Below are 21,330 nucleotides of genomic sequence, written 5' to 3' on the forward strand. Positions count from 1 at the left end.
TCACCGTCGGACTCGGAACGACCATGATCGAACCGGGCCTGACCGGCGGCCGCCTCGACGGCATCGGGGTCTACACCCGGGCGCTGCTGCGCCACTTGCCGCGGACCGGCTGCACCGTGCTTCCGTATTCCTGGCCGCGCCCAAGGATGGGAAAAAGCGCGAGCGGGGAGGGCATCAGCATCGGCCAGCCCATGCCGCAATCCTTCGAAAAAGCCTCGCTGGTCGACCTGGCCACGCCCGGCGCCCACCGCGTCCACATGCCGGCCGACCTGTTCCACGTCACCGACTACCGCATCGTGCGCATGGACTGTCCCGTCGTCGCGACCCTGCACGACGCGCTGCCCATCAAGTATCCCGAGTGGTGCAATCCGCGCCTGCGCAGCGTCAAGAACTGGCTGCAGCGCAAGGCCACGGCCAAGGCCGACCACGTGATCGCCTTGTCCTACTTCGCCATCGACGAACTGGTCGAGTGCTTCGACGTGAACCCGCAGCGCGTCTCCGTGGTCTATTGTGGCGTGGACGACGAATGGCTCGAACCGGCAGACCTTGAGGCCGTGGCGGCCACGCTGGCTGAATACAAACTGAACCCTGGCTATTTCCTCACCGTCGGCACGCTGCAGCCGCGCAAGAACGTCGGCCGCCTGCTCGACGCCTGGCTGATGCTGCCCAAGGCGCTGCGCGACGAGCGCGCGCTGGTGGTGGTCGGCGCGCGCGGCTGGCGCTGCGAGGAGTTGGTCGCCCGCCTGCAGGCCGCGCAAGGCCAGGGCGAGAACGTGGTCTGGCTCGACAAGGTGACCGACGCGCAGGCGCTGCGCCACCTGTACGCGGGCGCCGGCGTGTTCGCCTTTCCTTCGCTGTACGAAGGCTTCGGCATTCCCGTGGTCGAGGCTTTCGCCTCGCGTGTGCCGGTGGTGGCTTCCAACGCCAGCTCGCTGCCCGAAGTGACGCAAGGCGCGGCGCTGGACGTCGATCCGCTCGACACCGCCCTGCTGGCGGAGGCGCTGCATACCCTGGCCACGAACAATGCCGAGCGCGCGCGCTGCATCGCCGCCGGGCGCGCACGCGCCGAGCAACTGACCTGGCACGCCACCGCACGGCAAACGGCCGAGGTGTACCGTACAGTCCTTTCGCAGTAAGCTTCCAACATGCGTGTTCTTCATTTCTACAAGACCTACTATCCGGACTCGGTCGGCGGCATCGAACAGGTGATCCGCCAGCTGTGTGTCGGCACGACGCGCCTGGGCGTGACCAATACCGTGCTGTCGCTGTCGCGACAGAAGGAGCTGGCCCCGATCCAGTTCGACGGCCACACCGTGGTGCGCACGCCGCTGAACTTCGAGATCGCCTCGAATGCCTGCTCCTGGCAGGCGCTGGGCGCGCTGTCGCGCATGGCCCGGGATGCGGACGTGGTGCACTACCACTTCCCCTGGCCCTTCATGGACCTGGCGCACTTCATGGCGCGCGTGAACAAGCCGGCCGTGGTCAGCTACCACTCCGACATCGTGCGCCAGAAGCGCTGGCTGCGCCTGTACCAGCCGCTCAAGTTCCGCTTCCTCGACAGCGTCGACGCCATCGTCGCGGCCTCGCCCAACTACCTCGATTCTTCGGCGGTGCTGGAGCGCTACCGCGACAAGACCCGCGTCATCACCTATGGCCTGGACAAGGCGACCTACCCGAGCGTGGAACCCTGCCGCCTGGCGCACTGGCGGGCAAAGGTGGGGCCGAAGTTCTTCCTGTTCGTGGGCGTGCTGCGCTACTACAAGGGCCTGCACATCCTGTTAGAGGCGGCCAAGGGGCTGGACTATCCGATCGTGATCGTCGGCACCGGGCCGGAAGAGCAGGCGCTGAAGGAGCAGGCCGCGCGCCTGGGCCTGAAGCACGTCATGTTCACCGGCGCGCTGGACGAGCCCGACAAGGCGGCGCTGCTGACGCTGTGCCATGCGCTGGCCTTCCCTTCGCACCTGCGCTCGGAAGCTTTCGGCATCTCGCTGCTGGAAGGCGCGATGTACGGTAAACCCATGATCTCCTGCGAGATCGGCACCGGCACCACCTACATCAACCGCGCCAACGAGACCGGCCTGGTGGTGCCGCCATCCGATCCGGCGGCCCTGCGCGGCGCCATGCAGGCGCTGTGGAACGATCCGGAGCTGGCGCGCCGCATGGGCGTGCGCGCCGAGCAGCGCTACCACGAGCTGTTCACCTCCGAACAGATGGCGGCGAGCTATACGGACCTGTACCGGGAGCTTGTGGCGCGCGGCGCGACCGCGAATGCCGGCGCCGGTGTGGGACTGGCGGGCGTGCCGCCGACCCGATAAAGCTCGCGGCGTGGGTGGGCGTTGCGCCCACCCGAAAAAACATCAGGCTTCGGCCCAGCGCTGCTGCACCGCCCGCACCGCCGGCATCTGTTCCAGGAACAGGTCAACCAGCGCCGGGTCGAAGTGGCGGCCCTTCTGCTCGCGCAGTAAGGTCAGCGCTTCTTCTTCCGTCCACGCCTTCTTGTACGGCCGCTTCGAGGTCAGGGCGTCGAACACGTCGGCGATCGCCACGATGCGGCCCACCAGCGGGATATCGTTGCCGCGCAGGCCGTGCGGATAGCCGCTGCCGTCGTACTTCTCGTGGTGGGTCAGGGCGATCTGCGCCGCCAGCGCCAGCATGCCGCCTTCATGGTCGCCGATGATCTCGGCGCCGATCGTGACGTGGCTCTGCATGATTTTCCATTCGTCCGGATCGAGCGGTCCGGGTTTCTGCAGGATGCGATCCGGGATGCCGATCTTGCCCACGTCGTGCATCGGCGCCGCGTGCAGCAGATCGTCGGCCTCCGCTTCGTTCATGCCGGCCGCAATGCCGAGGATGCGCGAGAAGTGGCTCATGCGGATCACGTGCAGGCCGGTCTCGTTGTCCTTGTACTCGGCCGCCAGGCCGAGGCGCTGGACGATCTCCAGGCGCGTCGCGCGCAGCTCTTCCATGCGCACCAGCGACAGGTGGGTGCGCACGCGCGCGCGCACGATCGGCGGGCTGACCGGCTTGGTGATGTAGTCCACCGCGCCGGCCTCGAAGCCTTCCAGTTCGTCGGCGGTGTCGGTCAGCGCGGTCACGAAGATCACCGGGATCGCGGCGGTGGCGGGATTCGCCTTCAGCGCGGCGCATACTTCATAGCCGGACATCCCCGGCATCATCACGTCGAGCAGCACCAGGTCGGGACTCTCCTGGCGCGCCAGTTCGAGCGCGCGCGCGCCGTCCTTGGCGAACAGCAGGCGGTAGTGGTCTTGCAGGATCTGGCGCAGCAGTTGCAGGTTGCTGGCCTCGTCGTCGACCGCCAGGATCAGCGGCCGGTTGTTCGGTTGGGTCATTCTGGTCAATCCTGTGATACGCGCTGTTATTCTTCGGTGCCCAGGGTGACCATCACGGTCTCCAGCTGTTCCAGGGCGGAGTCGAATTCGAAGTCACCGATCGCGCCCTGGATCTGGGCCACGCGCGGCGCCACCGGATGGCCGGCGAGCGCCGCCGCCAGGCCGGCCAGGGCGGCGTCGTCGAGGGCGCCGCGGCGCAAGGACTGCAGCAGCAGGCCGCCCGCGCGGCGTGCGCGCGCCAGGTCGTAGGGCGCCGCTTCCGGCGCCGCGGTCGGCTGCGGGCTGTTGTCGCGGATCGCGGCCAGCGCCTCGGACAGGGCCGCGGTCGAGACTTCGAGTGCAGCCGCGGCCGCGCGCTCGTCGGTCGGCACGCTGTTCGTGGCGTGCTCCAGCTTCGACAGCGCGTCCGACAGCTGCTCCAGGCCGACGTTGGCGGCAACGCCGCGCACCCGGTGCGCCAGCATGCGCAGTTCCTGGTGCGAGCCGCCCGCCGCGTGCAGCTGCAGCGTGGCGGCGAGGTCGCCGTACTGGCGGCCGAAGTGCTCGAGCGCTTCGGCATAGACGTCGGCCTTGTCGGCCCAGCGGTGCAGGCCGGCGCGCCGGTTCAGCACTTCGCGCGCCGCTGCCGGGACCGCGAGCGCGTCCTTGTCGGCCTGCTGGCCGATGCCCAGCACGCGCGCGATCTCGTGCGACAGCGTGAACCAGTCGACCGGCTTGGTCGCGAAGCCGTCCATGCCTACCTCGACACTGGCGCGGCGATGCTCGGCCAGCACGCTGGCGGTCATCGCGATCACCGGCGTGCGGCGTTTGCCGGTCGCGGCTTCATGGGCGCGGATCGCGCGGGTGGCGCTCAAGCCGTCGAGGGTCGGCATCTGGAAGTCCATCAGCACCAGGTCGTATTCGCCCTGCTTGGCCTGTTCCAGCACGGCGGCGCCGTCCGATACCGCGGTCAGGCTGTGGCCGCGGCGCGCCAGCAGCAGCTGCAGCAGTTCCAGGTTCTGCGGCACGTCGTCGGCGGCCAGCACGCGCAGCGGCGGCAGCACGGCGGCGCTGCGCACGCGCGGCGCCTGCTGCGCGAAGCGCGCCAGCACCAGCGGCAGGCGCACGTGGAAAGTGGTGCCCTTGCCCAGTTCGGACTCGGCCCAGATGCGGCCGCCCATCAGCTCGACCAGCTGCTTGCTGATCGTGGTGCCCAGGCCCGTGCCGCCGAAGCGGCGCGTCATCGAGGCGTCGGCCTGGGTGAAGGGGTTGAAGATCGCCTGCAGGCGTTCCGGGGCAATGCCGATGCCGGTGTCGGTCACCGCGATGCACAGCTGGTCGCCGTCGGCAGCGACACGCAGCGTGACCGTGCCTTGCGGCGTGAACTTGATTGCGTTGTCGAGCAGGTTGGTCAGCACCTGGCGCACGCGTAGCTCGTCGCCGCGCAGGCCGGTCGGCAGCGCCGGGTCGTAGTGGATGTCGAGGTGCAGGCCCTTGGCGCGCGCATTCGCCGCCAGGGTCGAGGACAGTTCGTCGATCAGCGACAGCAGGTTGTAGTCGTTCTGCTCCAGCTCGACCGCGCCCTTTTCCAGCTTGGCGGTGTCGAGGATCTCGTTGAGCAGGCGCAGCAGGGCGCGGCCGGCGTTGCGGATGGTGTCGAGGTGGCGCCGCTGTTCCTTGTTCAGCTCACCGTCGAGCAGCACGTCGGTGAAGCCGAGGATCGAGTTCATCGGCGTGCGGATCTCGTGGCTCATGTTCGCGACGAAAGTAGCGCGCGCGGCGGCGGCCTGCTCGGCCTTGTCCTTGGCGTCGCGCAGCGCGTCTTCCATCAAACGGCGCTCGGTGATATCGAGGATGACGCCGTCGAGCCAGGTCACCTCGCCGTCGTCGTTGCGCACGCCGCTGCCGTTTTCCCACAGCCAGCGCACGCTGCCGTCCTTGTGCAGCAGGCGGTATTCGATCAGGTATGGGCGGTCCTCGCGCAGTGCGGTGGCGATCTTCTCGTTGATCTCCACGCGGTCGGTGGCGTGGATCAGGGTGCCGAAGGCGCGGCGCGGCGTGTCGCCGATGAAGTCCGCGGCGGGGTAGCCGGTGACGCGTTCGACCGCGTCGCTGATGAAGACCATCGGCCAGTCGCCCTCCAGGGTGCTGCGGAAGGAGATGCCGGGGATGTTGCCGATCAGGGAGCGGAACTGCTGTTCGCTCGCGTGCAGCGCCTGCATGATGGCGCGCCGTTCGCTGATGTCGGTGATGAAGCAGACGAACAGGTCCTGGTTGCCCAGGCGGGCATGGCCGATCGCGCGCCGGATCGGCACCAGGCTGCCGTCCTTGCGCTTGCCCATGATCTCGCTGCTGCCCGACATCGATGGGGTGTAGCCGTCGGTGATCAGGCCGAGCAGGCCGTCATGCGAGGCGCTGTCGTCGTCGGCGATCAGGAGGCTGGCGCTGCGGCCGACGATCTCGTCGCGCTGCCAGCCGAAGATGCGCTCGGCCGAGGCGTTGAATTCGCTGATGGTGCCGTCGCGGCCGATGGTGATCACGCCGTCCACCGTGGTGGTGAGCAGGGCGCGCATCCAGGCTTCGCTGCGCTGCAGGTCGAGGAACATCTGGCGGTAGCGCAGCAGGCCGTTGGCGGCGACCACCAGGCCGGTGAAGACCACGGTGATCAGCGAGATCGCAATCGCCAGGAAGGAGCTGTTCGACGAGGCAAGGCTGTTTGGCTCGACCTGCCCGACGAAGCGTGCTGCAGCCATGCCGGTGTAGTGCATGCCGGCGATGGCGCAGCCCATCACGGTGGCGGCCAACAGCAGGCGGCGCGATTCGCTCAGCTTCTTGAAGCGTGTGAGGCCGAAGCGCACGCCCAACGCCAGGGTGGCCAGCACCACGGCGACCACGATCGACAGCCCGAACATGGCGGGGTCGTAGCGCAATTGCAGGCTCATCTGCATGCCGGCCATGCCCGAGTAGTGCATGGCGCCGATACCGGCGCCGACCACGACGCCGCCGACCAGCAGGCCGGCCGGGCCGAGGCGCTGGCGCGAGATCAGGGCCAGCGCCACCGCCGACGCGCCGATGCTGGGCACGGCCGACATGATGGTGATCCACGGATCGTAGTCGATCGGGGTGCACAGGTTAAAGGCGAGCATGCCGATGAAGTGCATGGCCCAGACGCCGGCGCCCAGCGCCAGGCTGCCGCTGCCCAGCACGATGGCGCGGTGGGTACGGCTGGCTGCGGCCTGGCCGGCGATTTGCAGGCCCATCCAGGAAGAGAAAATGGCGATCAGGACCGACAGCAATACGAAACGCGGTTCGTAGACGCCGAAGGTGAGCAGCGACGGATCATCCGGTACTGAGAATAATTCAAGCATGGGCAGCTTTTGCGATATTTGGGCAATGAAAAGCGCCCGGGAATGGTCTCAGCAGTATCGCATTTTCATTTGGGAAAGTCTCGTTGAGCACAGGAATCATGCGGGTTTGACCCGCGAATGTGTAGCGCATAAGCCACCGTGTGTCACGTTCCGCTAGGCATGCGTTGCGGAAAAATTACTGAAAGTGCTAACCTGTATTTAAAAGGCAAGTCATCTTCAGGGAAGTATGCTGTTCATTCGACATCTCGCATTCGCACTCGCTGTCGCCAGTGGGGCGGCCGGCGCCGCGGTGGATGCGGCGCCGTCGGCCAGGCCGCGGCTCTACATCACGACCGAAACCTCGGCGCCGTCGAGCATGATGGACGGCACGCGCGTAATCGGCATCGCCACCGACAAGGTGCGCGAAGCCATGCAGCGCGCCGGCGTCGACTACACCATCGAGCTACTGCCCTGGAAACGCGCCTACCTGGCCGCGCGTCAGCGCCCGGACGCCTGCGTCTATTCGACGTCGCGCACGCCGGAACGCGAAGGCCTGTTCAAATGGGTCGGTCCGACCGACGTCGGCCAGTGGGTGATGATGGCGCGCGCCGACAGCAAGCTGAAGCTGCACAGCCTCGAGGATGCGCGCGGCCTGCGCATCGGCACCTACAACGGCGACGCGCGCGACGCCTACCTGCGCGCGCGCGGCTTCCGGGTCGATGCCGCCAACGAAGACCTCGCCAATGCCGGCAAACTGCTGCTGGACCGCATCGACCTGTGGGCAGCCGCCCTGCGCAGCGGCAGCACCATCCTCACCCGTTACGGCTACGACAAGAAGATCGTGCCGGTGCTGGTGTTCAACCGCATCGAACTCTACCTGGCCTGCAATCCGGGTGTGCCGGACGCCGTCGTCGGCCGCCTGAACGCGGCCTTCGAATCGATCGCGCGCGACGGCACCGGACGCCGCATCGAGCGCAGTTATGAAAGCTGGGGCCAGCCGCAGCGACTGCCTTGAGCGGCCCGGGCGCCTGAAGTCGAACTCGACTGTTAAAGTTTCCGACACTCCATTCCGGTACTGATCCGGTTCAGCTGCCAATAAAAAAGCCACCTGGCGGTGGCTTGTCTACTGCTGCTGGTCGGGTGGTGCCTCCGGCCGGAATCGAACCGGCACGCCTTACGGCGCTTGATTTTGAGTCAAGTGCGTCTACCAATTCCGCCACAGAGGCCCGATAGCAGGCGCGCATCTTAGCACATCGATTGCACGGATGACCAGTATTGCGGCGTGCGGCAGTCCGGCCGCTCAGGCGGCCATGCGCTGCTGCAGCAGGCGCAGGCTGCCCACCGGGCCGACCACCTGCAGCTGGTGCTCCTGCACCGCCACCTCGATCGAGCCTTCGCGGCCGCGCAGCCAGGGCTGCGGCCGGAAGTAGCTGATGCGATCCGGGTCGGACCCGGTACGGCGGTAGCCGAGCGAAACAAGGGCTGCGTCGAGCGTGCCGATCATGTGGTGGGCATCGAAGCGGGTGCGCATCTCGAAGCGGCCCGGGCCCATCATGGCCACCGGCATCAGCCCACCAGCCAGGGCCGGCAGCACGATGAAGGGCAGCGGGGTCTCCGGGTCGATGGCGTGCAGCACCAGCATCAACAGCGGCAGGCCGAGGGCCACGGTGAGGGCCCAGGGGAACAGCTGCCGCCAGGTGGCGGGACGGCGCAGGAAAAAGGGCCGTTCACGAATCCGTACAATTTCCGAAAAGGTAACGCTTTTCATGGTGTCTCCTCGCAGCGCTGCTTGATCGGTTGAGCCCCTGTGGCAACAAAAAACGACCTGTTTTATTGTGACGATCAGCCGAAGGGTGAAATTGACTCCGCTCAAACACACTGCCTTACAGGCGTAGATTCTCACATCAGGCTGTCGTACCGCGCACTGGTGAAAAAGATGCAGGAATCGTGCCAGAAAAGAAAAACCGCCGGCAAGGTGGCCGGCGGCTTGTGCGAAGCGCTGCTGATCAGCGTGCGCGGCGGAACAGGCGGAAGCGTTCGTCGCCGCGGTCGGACACGCGCTGGCCTTCCCACAGCGCCGCGCCGGGGCGCACGCCGTAGCGCTGCGCCAGGTCGTCGTCGTCGCGCTTCTTGATGCTGTCCTGGATCAGCACGTAGCGGCAGTGACCGCCGGCCAGGCTGACGAAGGGCAGGCGGCCGAAGTAGGCGATCGAGGCGCGCTGGGCCGGGCCGGCATTGGTCTCGATGCAGTCGGTGTCGGCCGGCAGGCGCGCCGCGATCTGCTGGGCCATGCCAGCGTAGCTCCTGCTGTAGTTCAGGTCCGGCAGGAACAGGGTCATCAGGAGCACCCACAGCAGGATCAGCCCGCTGGAAGACAGCACCACGGCGCGCCACAGCACCGAGGGCTGGCGCGACAGGCGCCAGTGGACCAGCATGATCCAGCCAATGCTGGTCGCGGCCGCCACCAGGAAGGCGACGATGCCGACCTCGGGCTTGAAGCCGGGCACCAGCTTGAGCGCGTTCTTGGCCAGCTGTGCCGGCCAGCCGGTGAGTTTGGCGATCCAGAACAGCCACACCAGCGCGCCCAGGATGGTCAAGACCATCACCGAGAACCAGTCGATCGCATTGATGGCGCCGCGCTTCATGGTCGGCAGGCCGAAGGCGGCCATCAGCGCCAGCGGCGCCAGCATCTTGAGGAAGTCGGCGTTTTCCAGCGCCGGGTCGCACAAGAGCAGCAGGGTCAAGGCGCCGAAGAACATCACCGGCATCACGATGTGCAGCAGGTGCTGCTGGCGGCGCCAGGCCCAGATCGCCCACGCGGCGAAGGGCCAGGCCGGCCAGAAGAACCAGACGCCGATGCGGAAGAAGGCCCCGAGCGAGCTCAGCGTCGGTAAGCCGACCTGGTGCGCGTTCCACTCCAGCCACTGGCTGACCGGCGACAGGCCGTAGGGCTGCAGCAGCGCGGCCGGCAGGATCCAGACCAGGGTGATAAGAAATCCGACACCGGCGGCGACGCCCAGGTGACGCAGGGTCTCGCGGGTGGCCAGCTTCAGGTAGCGGGTGCAGGCGTACAGGGCCAGCACCAGCACTGCCGGCGCCACCACGCCGCGCGTCAGCGCCAGCGCGCCCAGCGACAGGCCGACCAGCACGGCATTCCGGGTCGAGGCGCCTTCGACGTAGCGCACCGCGCGGTACAGGAAATAGGAGAGCAGGGCGCCCTGCAGGGTGGCGGCCAGGGTCAGGTGGCTCTGCACCAGCAGGCCCAGGCAGCCGAGGTAGATCAGGACCGCGGTGTCGCCCAGGGTGCGGCCGTAGTCGTCCGGCTCCGGCTGGCCGCCGAAGGCCAGGCGCAGCGGCTGCGCTTCGGCGCGGCGGCCCAGGTGGAAGGCGGTGTACCAGAGCGACATGGCGCCGGTAACGAAGATGCCGATGGTCGAGACGCGCGCGGCCAGCACGTCACCCAGCAGCCAGCCGAACAGCTTGATGCAGATGGCGCCCAGCCAGAAGGCCAGCGGGCCTTCCTCGGCGGCGGCCAGGCCGGCGATGTTCGGGTACAGCCAGTCGTCCAGGCCGCCGTGCGCCATGGTCCACATGATGCCGAAGGAACCGGCGTCTTCCTTCCAGGGATGGCGGCCGATCAGGCCCGGCAGGATGTACAGCATGCCCAGCGCGAGCAGGGCCCATCGAGGCAGTGCCAATGTGGCGGCGGCGGGAAGGCGGACGGGTTTCATCGTTCAGTGAAGCGGTAAAGAATTGTCGCGTAGTATAGCCGCGAAAAAAAAGAAGCCGGCGAACCGGCTTCTTTTTGGCAACTCCGGGCGCGCTCGCCCGGGGCTTGCGTGGCGCCTGGGCGAATTAGCCGTTGGCGACCGAGGTCTTCGAACCGACGGCGCCGAACTTCTGGCGGAACTTCTCGACGCGGCCAGCGGTGTCGACGATCTTGTGCTTGCCGGTGTAGAACGGGTGCGATTCAGCCGAGACTTCGATCTTGACCAGCGGGTAGTCTTTGCCTTCGAAGTTGATGGTGTCGCGGGTAGCGATGGTCGAGCGGGTGATGAACTTGAAATCGCAGGACAGGTCGTGGAACACGACTTCGCGGTAATCCGGATGGGTATCGGTCTTCATGATTTTGCTTTCAATAAGTTGGTAGCCAAACTGCACTTCGTCGGTCGTCTTGCTTCTTGACCCGATTGCCGATCACTTGCCAGGGGTGGACTGAACCGGCGATTATAGGGTGAAACGCAGGTGGAGGCAAGCATGGGCGCGCCGACTGTCGCGCAAAGAAAAGGGCGGCCCGCAGGCCGCCCTTCGCGCAACACGCTGCGTCGGCTTAGCCGCCGCGGCGCATCATGTCAAAGAATTCGACATTGTTCTTGGTCGCGCGCATCTTGTCGAGGATGAACTCCATCGCCTCGATCTCGTCCATCGAGTACAGGAGCTTACGCAGGATCCAGATCTTCTGCAGCTGGTCCGGCTTGATCAGGAGTTCTTCGCGGCGGGTGCCCGACTTGTTCAGGTTGATCGCCGGGTAGACGCGCTTCTCGGCCAGGCGGCGCTCGAGGTGCACTTCCATGTTGCCGGTGCCCTTGAATTCTTCGTAGATCACGTCGTCCATGCGCGAGCCGGTCTCGATCAGCGCGGTTGCGACGATGGTCAGCGAGCCGCCTTCTTCGACGTTACGGGCGGCGCCGAAGAAGCGCTTCGGACGCTGCAGTGCGTTGGCGTCGACACCACCGGTCAGCACCTTGCCCGAGGCCGGGATCACGGTGTTGTAGGCGCGCGCAAGGCGGGTGATCGAGTCCAGCAGGATCACGACGTCCTTCTTCATCTCGACCAGGCGCTTGGCTTTTTCCAGCACCATCTCGGCGACCTGCACGTGGCGGGTGGCCGGTTCGTCGAAGGTCGAGGCGACCACTTCGCCGCGCACCGAACGCTGCATCTCGGTCACTTCTTCCGGGCGTTCGTCGATCAGGAGGACGATCAGGGTCACGTCCGGGTGGTTCGCGGTGATCGCGTGGGCGATGTGCTGCAGCATGACCGACTTGCCCGACTTCGGCGAGGCGACCAGCAGGCCGCGCTGGCCCTTGCCGATCGGCGAGATCAGGTCGACGATGCGGCCGGTGATGTTCTCGGCGCCGTTCATGTCGCGCTCGAGGCGCAGCGGCACCGAGGGGTGCAGCGGGGTCAGGTTTTCGAACAGGATGCGGTGCTTCGAGGCTTCCGGCGATTCGCCGTTGACCTTGTCCACCTTGACCAGTGCGAAGTAGCGCTCGCCGTCCTTGGGCGTACGCACTTCGCCTTCGATCGAGTCACCCGTATGCAAGTTGAACCGGCGGATCTGCGACGGCGAGATGTAGATGTCGTCGGTCGAGGCCATGTAGCTGGCGTCCGGCGAGCGTAGGAAGCCGAAGCCGTCCGGCAGCACTTCGAGGGCGCCGTCGCCGAAGATCTGTTCGCCGCCTTTCGCGCGTTTCTTCAGGATCGCGAACATCAGTTCCTGTTTGCGCAGGCGGGCTGCGTTGTCGATGTCGAGGCCGATGGCCATCTCCAGCAGGGCGGAGACGTGCATTGCCTTCAGTTCAGATAAATGCATGTTTGTGTGGGTGTCCCGTGACGGGAAAGTAAAGGTAGGGGAGGGGACTACGAGGTCTAATTAAGCTGGAAGAACCGGAGGCGGTTGGCTTCCCGACGATGACGGCAGCGCGGGCGCGCTGCCGCCGCTCATGGTAGCAGTATCAGATATTGCTGTCGATAAACTGAACCAGTTGGCCTTTGGCCATCGCGCCGACTTTTTGCGCAGCCGCGACACCGTTCTTGAACAGGATCAGGGTCGGGATGCCGCGGATGCCGAACTTGGCCGGCACGGCCTGGTTCGCGTCGACGTCGACCTTGGCCACCACCAGCTTGCCCTCGTACTGCTGGGCGACTTCTTCCAGGATCGGTGCAATCATCTTGCACGGACCGCACCACTCGGCCCAGAAGTCGACCAGGACCGGGCGCTCGGACTTGAGCACTTCGGCATCGAAGTTTGCATCGGTGATGTGTTTAATGTTTTCGCTCATATGTTCCTCAAAAGAGGTAAGGATCAATTAACGCCTGGCGGCCTGGGCCGAACCTGCGGGGCTATGCGGCCCGACGCCTTGGCGTACTGCTAATTGAATAACTAGCTGCTACACAATGGTGGAGGCACTGTGTGCAAAATTCAATATGGAAAGACGGCAAGGGGGTGTCAGGCGGGGATGTGCCGAATAATACCCCATTTTTTCAAAAAGTGTGGATCGGTTTGTACAAAATCTCAACATTGCACGGCAAGGCGCAATTGCTCGATCCCGAGCGGCTTGCGGAAGGCGCCCGCCACCTGCAATCCGAGGGCGCGCGCCAGCTCGGTGGCGGCATTGCGCACCCCGTCTTCCATGGCCGACACCAGGATCACCCGGCCGCTGTAGCCCTGGATGGCGGCGGCCTGCAGGAACTCGATGCCGTCCATGTCCGGCATCGCCAGGTCGCAGATCAGGAGTTCCGGCGCATGGCGCGGCAGCAGGGCCAAGGCGCGCCGCGCGTCGATCTCGGCGTGAATGTCGAACGGCCCCGAAGCATTGAGCATGCCCAGCATCTCGGACAGCACGTCGAGCATGAAGCGGTCATCGTCGAGCAGCAGCACGCGGCGCGGCGCGATCTGCGGTGCGGACGAGGTGGGAGGCTTCATGCTGGAAGTGCGTGGCGTCTGGAAGGGAGCCATTATGGCGAAGTTTTCCAGTTACGTGGCGATCTTGAACGACTGTCGGTCTCAAACGCTGCCGGTAAAGCGTGCCAAGTGGCCTGGATGCCACATCGTGGCCACCGAGGCCACCCGTCCGCCAGATGTGGTGAGGCGGTGCAGCACCAGGCAGGGCAGGCCTTCCCCGATGCCCAGCATGGTGGCGACTTCCGGTGGCGCGGGCTGGGCTTCGATACCGTAGGTCGCGCCCTGCAGCGGCGCGGCCGCCATCAGGTGCTCGTTCGGGGTGATGCTGCTGAAGTCCTGCGCCAGGTAGTGGGGTGCGCAGGCCGGGTTGACCCAGCGGTCCTCGACCTGGATCGGCACCTCGTTCTCGAAGTGGACGATGACCGAGTGGTAGAGCGGCGTGCCAGGGGCCAGTTCGAACTCGGCGGCCAGCTCGTCGCTTGACGCCTCCTCGCGCAGCAGGCGCAGCTGGCTGCGGTGGGCGCGGCCACGCGCGCGGATCTCGTCGGCGATGTTACGGATCTCGACCAGCGTCGCCTGGTACTTTTGCGGCGCCACGAAGGTGCCCGAACCCTGGCGCCGGGTCAGTACCTGCTCGGCGGTGAGCTCGCGCACCGCGCGGTTGACGGTCATGCGCGAGACGCCGAACTGGCGCACCAGCGCCTGCTCGGACGGCACCAGGTCGCCCTCTTTCCAGCGGCCGGACGCGATCTCGCCGACCAGGTAATCCTTGATGCGCTGGAAAATGGGGGTGCTGTCTTGCGCGATGGGTTCTTCCAAACTACTCTCCGGGGAGGCTCGAAGCGGCAAGCGGCCGCGGACACCGGATTTTATCATCGCAATTTGAAAGCAAGACCCGGAGTTCCTGGCAGGGGGAAGGCGCATAAGCTGATCGCACTCCTTACCCAACCGGGGATTCGCCATGACAGCCATGACCAGTATCTACAACACCGACGAGGCGCGCTGGGCCGCCGTCCAGCGCCGCGACCGCGACGCCGACGGCCAGTTCTATTATTCCGTGCGCAGCACCGGCGTCTACTGCCGGCCCTCGTGCCCGTCGCGCGGCGCCTTGCGCGCCAACGTCGCCTTCCATGCCAGCCCGCTCGAGGCAGAGGCGGCGGGCTTTCGCGCCTGCCTGCGCTGCAAACCAGGCCAGCCACCGCTGGCCGAACGCCAGGCCGCCGCGGTGGCGCAGGCCTGCCGGCTGATCGAGGAAAGCGAAGAGGCGCCGGACCTCGACAGCCTGGCGCAGGCGGTCGGCATGAGCCGCTTCCACTTCCACCGCATCTTCAAGGCGCATACCGGCATCACGCCGAAAGCCTATGCCGCGGCGCGCCGCACCGCGCGCCTGCAGCAGGGGCTGTCGGCGGCGCCGAGCGTCACCGACGCGCTGTACGAGGCCGGCTTCGGCTCGAGCGGGCGCTTCTACGAAGCCAGCGGCGGCGCGCTCGGCATGACCCCCGGCCGCTACCGCGCGGGCGGGCAGGGCGAGACCATCCGCTTCGCCGTGGCCGGCTGCTCGCTCGGCGCCATCCTGGTGGCCAGCACGGAACGCGGCATCTGCGCAATCCTGATCGGCGACGAGCCGGAGCCCCTCGTGCAGGATCTGCAGAAGCGCTTCCCGCAGGCAGAACTGATGGGCGCGGAGCCCGAATTCGAGCGCACCGTGGCGCTGGTAGTCGGCTTCGTCGAAGCGCCGCGCATTGGGCTCGACCTGCCGCTGGACGTGCGCGGCACCGCCTTCCAGCGCCGCGTGTGGGAAGCCCTGCGCACGATTCCGGCAGGCCGGACGGTCAGCTACAGCGAGCTGGCCGAACGCCTCGGCATGCCGACGGCGGCGCGCGCCGTCGCCGGCGCCTGCGCGGCCAATCCGGTGGCGGTGGCGATTCCCTGCCACCGTGTGGTGCGCACGGACGGCGCGCTGTCCGGTTACCGCTGGGGCATCGAGCGCAAGCGCACCCTGCTCGACCGCGAGGCGGGACAGTGATCGACTGGGCGCGCGTCGCCGCGGACCTCGACGCCTACGGCTGCGCGATCATCCCGGGACTGCTGACGCCCCAGGATTGCGTGGCCGCGGCCGCGCTGTACGACCGGCCGGCGCTGTTTCGCAGCCGCGTGGTGATGGAAAGGCACGGCTTCGGACGGGGCGAGTACCAGTACTTCGCCTATCCGCTGCCTGCGCCGCTGGCCGCCCTGCGCGGCAGTCTCTATCCTCCTTTGGCGGAGATCGTCAACCGTTGGCACACCGCGCTCGGGAGCGAGACGCGCTTCCCGGCCGAGCACGGGGACTACCTGGCACGCTGCCACGCGGCCGGCCAATTGAAACCGACGCCGCTGCTGCTGCGTTACCGCGAGGGCGACTACAACTGCCTGCACCAGGACCTGTACGGCGAGCTGGTGTTCCCGCTGCAGGTGGCAGTGCTGTTGTCGCAGCCGGGAGAAGACTTCGAGGGCGGCGAGTTTGTATTGACGGAGCAGCGCCCGCGCATGCAGTCGCGCGCCGAGGTGGTGCCCCTCAGGCAGGGCGACGCCGTGGTGTTCGCCGTCAACCAGCGCCCGGTGCAGGGCACGCGCGGCGTCTACCGGGTGGCGATGCGGCACGGCGTGAGCCGGCTACGGCGCGGGACGCGGCATACGCTCGGCATCATCTTCCACGACGCCACGTAGAACTGTTAGCTATGCCCGCACCTTGATTTTCTATACACTCTCCGTGCCGCGCCCACAAGGCGCGGACGTCTATACAACACGGAGAATAGAACACATGCGTGCGCGCCAGATCCCCCTGTCTTCCCTCATCGTCCTCGCCGGACTCGGCGTCCTGTCGTCGGCCCATGCCGACACCGTCATCACCAACGCCAACGGCTACACCCTGAACGCCAAGGGCGACCTGGTGCAGTTCAGCGCACTGGCCTTCGATGAGCGCGGACGCATCACGGCGGTCGGCAGCAATGCCGAGGTGACGGCCAAGGCCAAGGGCGCGCGCCAGGTGGACATGCAGGGACGCACCGTGCTGCCAGGCCTGATCGATGCGCACGGCCACGTGTTCGGCCTCGGCCAGCAACTGACCCAGCTCGACCTCTCCGCCACCACCTCGCTGGCCGACGCCACCAAAGCGATTGCGGCGTATGCGAAGGCGAACGCGAACCACGCCTGGATCCGCGGCCGCGGCTGGAACCAGGAGAACTGGAAGCTGGGCCGCTTCCCGACCGCGCAGGAACTGGATGCCATCGTCTCGGACCGCCCGGTATGGCTGGAGCGCGTCGACGGCCACGCCGGCTGGGCCAACAGCCGCACCCTTGCGCTGGCCGGCATCACCAAGTCCACTCCGGACCCGGCCGGCGGCAAGATTCAACGCGACGCGAATGGGGAAGCCACCGGCGTGCTGGTCGACGCGGCGCAGGAACTGGTGACCAAGGTCATGCCGGCCCAGACGGAAGCCGAGGGCCGCATGGTGCTGGATAAATCGCTGCAGGAACTGGCGCGCGTCGGCCTGACCGCCGTCCACGACGCCGGCATCGGCGTCGGCGAAGACCGCCTGTACCGCGACTACGCGGATAAAAAGAAGCTGAGCGCGCGCGTCTACGCCATGATCGGCGGCACCGGCGAGGATTTTGACCAGTTGGCAAAAAATGGCCCGCTCAAGGACTACGGCGACGGCATGTACGCGCTGCGCGCCGTGAAGCTGTATTCGGACGGCGCGCTGGGTAGCCGTGGCGCCGCGCTGATCAAGCCTTATAGCGACGAGCCGCATTCGCATGGCCTGCTGTTCTACAAGAGCGCGCAGATGGACCAGATGATGACCAAGGCCATGCGCAAGGGTTATCAGGTGAACGTGCACGCCATCGGCGACGCCGGCAACAAGCAGATCCTCGACATCTATCAGAAGGAGTTGAAAGCGACGAAGAGCGAAGCGCAGCGCCACCGCATCGAGCATGCGCAGGTGGTGACTCCGGCGGACATCCCGCGCTTCAAGACGCTCGGCATCATCCCGTCGATGCAGCCGACCCACGCCACCTCGGACAAGAACATGGCCGAAACCCGGGTCGGCCCGGAGCGCATCAAGGGCGCCTACGCCTGGCGCAGCTTCCTGCACCAGGGTTCGCGCATTGCCTGCGGCTCGGACTTCCCGGTGGAGTCGCCGAACCCCTTCTTCGGCATTCACGCCGCCGTCACCCGCATGGACCACGCCGGCCAGCCGGTGGCGGGCTGGTATCCGAACCAGGCGATGTCGCTGAAAGAAGCCTTCCGCTGCTTCACCCTGGACGCCGCCTATGCCGGCCACCAGGAAAACAGCTTGGGTTCGCTGGAGCCGGGCAAGCACGCCGACTTCATCGTGATCGACCGCGACCTGTTCCGCATGCCGACCTACGACATCTTCAAGACCGGCGTGCTGGAGACCTGGGTGGGCGGGAAACAGGTGTTCAAAAAATAAAAGCGCCTAACAATTCCCCTCATGGCGGCGTTGCGTCGTCTCGCCGTACTAGCGTACTGTCTTCGACGACGCGGCGGATTGCCGCACCACTTGCCCTGAGGGTTTTGTTAGACGCTTCAGTGGGGTCGTGACAAAATGGATTGACTTGGTTGTATAGACAACCTAGACTCATTGCTGCACATGGCGCGTGCGATCGATGCGCGCGCCATTTCCAACCCAGGAGCCGCCATGAATTCACCGATGCCCCACGACCCCCGTTTCGATCCTTCGCGCGTCATCCGCGCCCCGCGCGGCAGCGAGCTCTCCTGCAAGAGCTGGCTGACCGAAGCGGCCTATCGCATGATCCAGAATAACCTCGACAACGAGGTGGCCGAGAACCCGCAGGCGCTGGTGGTCTACGGCGGCATCGGGCGCGCCGCGCGCAACTGGGAATGCTTCGACCAGATCCTCGCCTCGCTGCGCGAACTCGAAGACGACCAGACCCTGCTCATCCAGTCGGGCAAGCCGGTCGGCGTGTTCCAGACCCACGCGGACGCGCCGCGCGTGCTGCTGGCGAATTCCAACCTGGTGCCCAAATGGGCCAACTGGGAACACTTCAATGAACTGGACCGCAAGGGCCTGTTCATGTACGGCCAGATGACCGCCGGCAGCTGGATCTACATCGGCACCCAGGGCATCGTGCAGGGCACTTACGAGACCTTCGCCGAAGCCGGCCGCCAGCACTTTGGCGGCGACATGGCGGGCCGCTGGATCCTCACCGCGGGCCTGGGCGGCATGGGCGGCGCCCAGCCGCTGGCCGCGACCTTTGCCGGCGCGGTCTCGCTCAACATTGAATGCCAGCAGAGCAGCATCGACTTCCGCCTGCGTACCCGCTACCTGGACAAGCAGGCCAATAGCATCGACGAAGCGCTGGCCATGATCAAGGAATTCACGGCCAAGCGCGAAGCCGTCTCCATCGGCCTGCTCGGCAATGCCGCCGACGTGCTGCCGGAACTGGTGCGCCGCGCAAAAGCGGGCGGGCTGGTGCCGGACCTGGTCACCGACCAGACATCGGCCCACGACCTGATCAACGGCTACCTGCCTTCCGGCTGGACGGTCGAAGAGTGGAAGGCCGCACAGCAGGACCCTTCGCAACATGCACGCCTCAAGAGCGCGGCGGCGGCATCCTGCGCCGTGCATGTGCGCGCCATCCTCGACTTCAAGGCCCTGGGTTCCTACGCCGTCGACTATGGCAACAACATCCGCCAGGTGGCCAAGGACGAGGGCGTGGACAACGCCTTCGACTTCCCCGGCTTCGTGCCGGCCTATATCCGTCCCCAGTTCTGCGAAGGCCGCGGCCCGTTCCGCTGGGTGGCGCTGTCGGGCGATCCGGAAGACATCTATAAAACCGACGCCAAGATCAAGGAGCTGTTCCCGCAGCACGCCCGCGTGCACCGCTGGCTCGACATGGCGCGCGAGCGCATCGCCTTCCAGGGCCTGCCGGCGCGCATCTGCTGGCTGGGCCTGGGCGAGCGCCACCTGGCCGGCCTGGCCTTCAACGAGATGGTCCGCACCGGCGAACTGAAAGCGCCGATCGTGATCGGCCGCGACCACCTCGACACCGGCTCGGTGGCGAGCCCCAACCGCGAGACCGAAGCCATGCGCGACGGGACCGATGGGGTGTCCGACTGGCCGCTGCTCAACGCCCTGCTGAACACCGCCGGCGGCGCCACCTGGGTGTCGCTCCACCATGGCGGCGGCGTTGGCATGGGCTATTCGCAGCACTCGGGCGTGGTGATCGTGGCCGACGGTACCGAGGCGGCGGCAAAACGCCTGGCGCGCGTGCTGGTCAACGACAGCGGCTCGGGCGTGATGCGTCACGCCGACGCCGGTTATGAAAGCGCAATCGAGACGGCCAAGCGCAATGGCCTGAATCTCCCGATGATCAAGTAAGGCAGTAGACATATGAACGACTCGCACCACACTCTCACCCTGCAACCAGGCCAGCTGGCCCTTGCCGACTTGCGCGCCGTCTGGGCAGCGCACGTGCCCTTGAAGCTTGCTCCAGAAGCTTGGGATGCGGTCAACGCGTCCTGCGCCCTGGTCCAGAAAATCACCGCCAAGGGCGATCCGGCCTACGGCATCAACACCGGTTTCGGCATCCTGGCCAAGGCCCACATCCCGAACGAGCAGCTGGAAACGCTGCAGCGCAACCTGATCCTGTCGCACGCGGTGGGCACAGGTGAACTCATCGCCGACAACATCGTGCGCCTGATCGTGCTGACCAAGATCGGCAGCCTGGCGCGCGGCTACTCGGGCGTGCGCCCCCTGATCATCGAGACCCTGATCGCCTTGTACAACGCGGGCATCATGCCGGCCATCCCGTCGCAAGGCTCGGTCGGCGCCTCGGGCGACCTGGCGCCGCTGGCCCACATGACCCTGGCCATGCTGGGCGTGGGTCCGGTGCGTTATCGTGGCGAGCTGATGGACGCCAGGCAGGCGCTGGGCGCCGCCGGCCTCGAGCCGGTGACCCTGGCCGCCAAGGAAGGCCTGGCGCTGATCAACGGCACCCAGGTCTCGACCGCGCTGGCGCTGCACGGCCTGTTCATGGCCGAGCGCGTGCTGGAAGCGGGCATGGTGGCGGGCGCCCTGTCGGTCGACGCGGCGCGCGGCAGCGATGCGCCGTTCGATGCGCGCATCCACGCGGTGCGCGGCCAGCCTGGCCAGATCGCGGCCGCGAAGATCTACCGCGAACTGGTGGCGGGCAGCGCGATCCGCGCCTCGCACCTGGTGGGCGACGAGCGCGTGCAGGACCCGTACAGCCTGCGCTGCCAGCCGCAGGTGATGGGCGCGGCGATGGACCTGATTGCCAATGCCGGCCGCACCCTCTTGATCGAAGCGAATGCCGTCACCGACAATCCGCTCCTGTTCCCGGAAGATGGCGCGATCATTTCGGGCGGTAACTTCCACGCCGAGCCGGTCGCCTTTGCCGCCGACACCCTGGCGCTGGCGATCGCCGAAGTCGGCGCGCTGTCGGAGCGCCGCATCGCGCTGCTGATCGACGCCAACCTGTCCGGCCTGCCGGCCTTCCTGGTGAAGGAACCGGGCCTGAACTCGGGCTTTATGATCGCCCACGTCACCGCGGCCGCGCTGGCGTCCGAGAACAAATCGCTGGCCCATCCGGCCAGCGTCGACAGCCTGCCGACCTCGGCCAACCAGGAAGACCACGTCAGCATGGCCACCTTCGCGGCGCGCCGTCTGGATCAGATGGCGCACAATACGTCCGTGATCGTGGGCATCGAACTGCTGGCGGCGGCGCAGGGCATCGAGTTCCACCGTCCCTTGACGAGTTCGGACCACCTCGAGCACGTGCATGCCCAGCTGCGTGCGCGGGTGGCGCCCTACGATGCCGACCGCTTCTTCGCTCCCGACATCGAGGCTGCGCGCCTGATGGTCGTGAACGGCGAACTGTCGGCATCAATCAAGGAACTGTTCACCGTACTGCATCCGTAAACATTA

General features: G+C 66.6%; 17 protein-coding genes and 1 tRNA gene. 8 read left to right on the forward strand and 10 right to left on the reverse strand.

Features of this window, described 5'->3' with window-relative positions; genetic code table 11:
* The first annotated feature begins 23 nt into the window (after positions 1-23).
* Together GV068_RS18140 and GV068_RS18145 are read left to right on the forward strand one after the other, a co-directional pair.
* Complete coding sequence (locus GV068_RS18140; protein ID WP_159700917.1) at positions 24-1,136, forward strand: glycosyltransferase family 1 protein; 1,113 nt, start codon at positions 24-26, stop codon at positions 1,134-1,136.
* A 9-nt stretch (positions 1,137-1,145) separates the two neighbouring features.
* Complete coding sequence (locus GV068_RS18145) at positions 1,146-2,315, forward strand: glycosyltransferase family 4 protein (RefSeq protein ID WP_159700920.1); 1,170 nt, start codon at positions 1,146-1,148, stop codon at positions 2,313-2,315.
* Between the two features lie 42 nt (positions 2,316-2,357).
* Here GV068_RS18145 and GV068_RS18150 read toward each other — a convergent pair whose 3' ends face one another.
* Both GV068_RS18150 and GV068_RS18155 read right to left on the reverse strand, forming a co-directional pair.
* A complete protein-coding gene (locus GV068_RS18150) occupies positions 2,358-3,350 on the reverse strand; it encodes a two-component system response regulator (RefSeq protein ID WP_159700923.1) in 993 nt (330 codons plus the stop codon).
* A 26-nt stretch (positions 3,351-3,376) separates the two neighbouring features.
* On the reverse strand, positions 3,377-6,697 hold the full coding sequence (locus GV068_RS18155) for an MHYT domain-containing protein (RefSeq protein ID WP_159700926.1): 3,321 nt from the start codon (positions 6,695-6,697) through the stop codon (positions 3,377-3,379).
* 226 nt (positions 6,698-6,923) lie between these two features.
* On the opposite strand from GV068_RS18155, the gene GV068_RS18160 reads away from it, so the two are divergent.
* Positions 6,924-7,691 carry an ABC transporter substrate-binding protein gene (locus GV068_RS18160; RefSeq protein WP_159700929.1) on the forward strand — a complete coding sequence of 256 codons (768 nt, stop codon included), beginning with the start codon at positions 6,924-6,926 and terminating at the stop codon, positions 7,689-7,691.
* A 126-nt stretch (positions 7,692-7,817) separates the two neighbouring features.
* On the opposite strand, the gene GV068_RS18165 is transcribed toward GV068_RS18160, so the two are convergent.
* From GV068_RS18165 to hutC, 8 genes are all read right to left on the reverse strand, one after another.
* Positions 7,818-7,902 (reverse strand) — tRNA-Leu (locus GV068_RS18165).
* Between the two features lie 74 nt (positions 7,903-7,976).
* Entirely contained in the window at positions 7,977-8,444 is a 468-nt protein-coding gene (locus GV068_RS18170; RefSeq protein ID WP_159700932.1) for a hypothetical protein, read from the reverse strand.
* Positions 8,445-8,682: 238 nt separating this feature from the next.
* Positions 8,683-10,407, reverse strand: a complete 1,725-nt coding sequence (locus GV068_RS18175) for a glycosyltransferase family 39 protein (protein ID WP_159700935.1) — start codon at positions 10,405-10,407, stop codon at positions 8,683-8,685.
* Between the two features lie 124 nt (positions 10,408-10,531).
* Positions 10,532-10,801 carry a type B 50S ribosomal protein L31 gene (locus GV068_RS18180; RefSeq protein ID WP_159700938.1) on the reverse strand — a complete coding sequence of 90 codons (270 nt, stop codon included), beginning with the start codon at positions 10,799-10,801 and terminating at the stop codon, positions 10,532-10,534.
* Between the two features lie 205 nt (positions 10,802-11,006).
* Positions 11,007-12,269 carry a transcription termination factor Rho gene (gene rho, locus GV068_RS18185; protein ID WP_159700941.1) on the reverse strand — a complete coding sequence of 421 codons (1,263 nt, stop codon included), beginning with the start codon at positions 12,267-12,269 and terminating at the stop codon, positions 11,007-11,009.
* 142 nt (positions 12,270-12,411) lie between these two features.
* Positions 12,412-12,738 carry a thioredoxin TrxA gene (gene trxA / locus GV068_RS18190; RefSeq protein WP_159700944.1) on the reverse strand — a complete coding sequence of 109 codons (327 nt, stop codon included), beginning with the start codon at positions 12,736-12,738 and terminating at the stop codon, positions 12,412-12,414.
* A 233-nt stretch (positions 12,739-12,971) separates the two neighbouring features.
* Entirely contained in the window at positions 12,972-13,382 is a 411-nt protein-coding gene (locus GV068_RS18195; RefSeq protein ID WP_159700947.1) for a response regulator, read from the reverse strand.
* A gap of 81 nt (positions 13,383-13,463) precedes the next feature.
* Positions 13,464-14,180, reverse strand: coding sequence for a histidine utilization repressor (gene hutC, locus GV068_RS18200; RefSeq protein ID WP_229464312.1), 717 nt, complete (start codon positions 14,178-14,180; stop codon positions 13,464-13,466).
* 142 nt (positions 14,181-14,322) lie between these two features.
* On the opposite strand from hutC, the gene ada reads away from it, so the two are divergent.
* The 5 genes from ada to hutH all read left to right on the forward strand — a co-directional run bounded on the left by ada (position 14,323) and on the right by hutH (position 21,324).
* Positions 14,323-15,387: a bifunctional DNA-binding transcriptional regulator/O6-methylguanine-DNA methyltransferase Ada gene (gene ada / locus GV068_RS18205; RefSeq protein WP_373888419.1), complete on the forward strand. Its 1,065-nt coding sequence runs from the start codon at positions 14,323-14,325 to the stop codon at positions 15,385-15,387.
* A complete protein-coding gene (locus GV068_RS18210) occupies positions 15,336-16,067 on the forward strand; it encodes a 2OG-Fe(II) oxygenase (RefSeq protein ID WP_159705214.1) in 732 nt (243 codons plus the stop codon). The genes ada and GV068_RS18210 overlap by 52 nt, the downstream gene beginning before the upstream one ends.
* Positions 16,068-16,161: 94 nt before the next feature.
* A complete protein-coding gene (locus GV068_RS18215) occupies positions 16,162-17,832 on the forward strand; it encodes an amidohydrolase (protein WP_159700953.1) in 1,671 nt (556 codons plus the stop codon).
* A 228-nt stretch (positions 17,833-18,060) separates the two neighbouring features.
* Positions 18,061-19,764, forward strand: coding sequence for a urocanate hydratase (hutU, locus tag GV068_RS18220; RefSeq protein WP_159700956.1), 1,704 nt, complete (start codon positions 18,061-18,063; stop codon positions 19,762-19,764).
* Positions 19,765-19,776: 12 nt separating this feature from the next.
* Positions 19,777-21,324 carry a histidine ammonia-lyase gene (hutH, locus tag GV068_RS18225; RefSeq protein ID WP_159700959.1) on the forward strand — a complete coding sequence of 516 codons (1,548 nt, stop codon included), beginning with the start codon at positions 19,777-19,779 and terminating at the stop codon, positions 21,322-21,324.
* The last annotated feature ends 6 nt before the right edge of the window (positions 21,325-21,330 follow it).

The organism is Massilia sp. 9I (assembly GCF_902506415.1).
Classification (GTDB): Bacteria; Pseudomonadota; Gammaproteobacteria; order Burkholderiales; family Burkholderiaceae_D; genus Telluria.

Excerpts from the sequence above, each read along its gene's own strand:
- GV068_RS18140 (WP_159700917.1), top strand. The coding sequence starts at position 24 with ATGATCGAACCGGGCCTGACCGGCGGCCGCCTCGACGGCATCGGGGTC.
- GV068_RS18145 (WP_159700920.1), top strand. The coding sequence starts at position 1,146 with ATGCGTGTTCTTCATTTCTACAAGACCTACTATCCGGACTCGGTCGGC.
- GV068_RS18150 (WP_159700923.1), bottom strand. The coding sequence starts at position 3,350 with ATGACCCAACCGAACAACCGGCCGCTGATCCTGGCGGTCGACGACGAG.
- GV068_RS18155 (WP_159700926.1), bottom strand. The coding sequence starts at position 6,697 with ATGCTTGAATTATTCTCAGTACCGGATGATCCGTCGCTGCTCACCTTC.
- GV068_RS18160 (WP_159700929.1), top strand. The coding sequence starts at position 6,924 with ATGCTGTTCATTCGACATCTCGCATTCGCACTCGCTGTCGCCAGTGGG.
- GV068_RS18170 (WP_159700932.1), bottom strand. The coding sequence starts at position 8,444 with ATGAAAAGCGTTACCTTTTCGGAAATTGTACGGATTCGTGAACGGCCC.
- GV068_RS18175 (WP_159700935.1), bottom strand. The coding sequence starts at position 10,407 with ATGAAACCCGTCCGCCTTCCCGCCGCCGCCACATTGGCACTGCCTCGA.
- GV068_RS18180 (WP_159700938.1), bottom strand. The coding sequence starts at position 10,801 with ATGAAGACCGATACCCATCCGGATTACCGCGAAGTCGTGTTCCACGAC.
- rho (WP_159700941.1), bottom strand. The coding sequence starts at position 12,269 with ATGCATTTATCTGAACTGAAGGCAATGCACGTCTCCGCCCTGCTGGAG.
- trxA (WP_159700944.1), bottom strand. The coding sequence starts at position 12,738 with ATGAGCGAAAACATTAAACACATCACCGATGCAAACTTCGATGCCGAA.
- GV068_RS18195 (WP_159700947.1), bottom strand. The coding sequence starts at position 13,382 with ATGAAGCCTCCCACCTCGTCCGCACCGCAGATCGCGCCGCGCCGCGTG.
- ada (WP_373888419.1), top strand. The coding sequence starts at position 14,323 with ATGACAGCCATGACCAGTATCTACAACACCGACGAGGCGCGCTGGGCC.
- GV068_RS18215 (WP_159700953.1), top strand. The coding sequence starts at position 16,162 with ATGCGTGCGCGCCAGATCCCCCTGTCTTCCCTCATCGTCCTCGCCGGA.
- hutU (WP_159700956.1), top strand. The coding sequence starts at position 18,061 with ATGAATTCACCGATGCCCCACGACCCCCGTTTCGATCCTTCGCGCGTC.
- hutH (WP_159700959.1), top strand. The coding sequence starts at position 19,777 with ATGAACGACTCGCACCACACTCTCACCCTGCAACCAGGCCAGCTGGCC.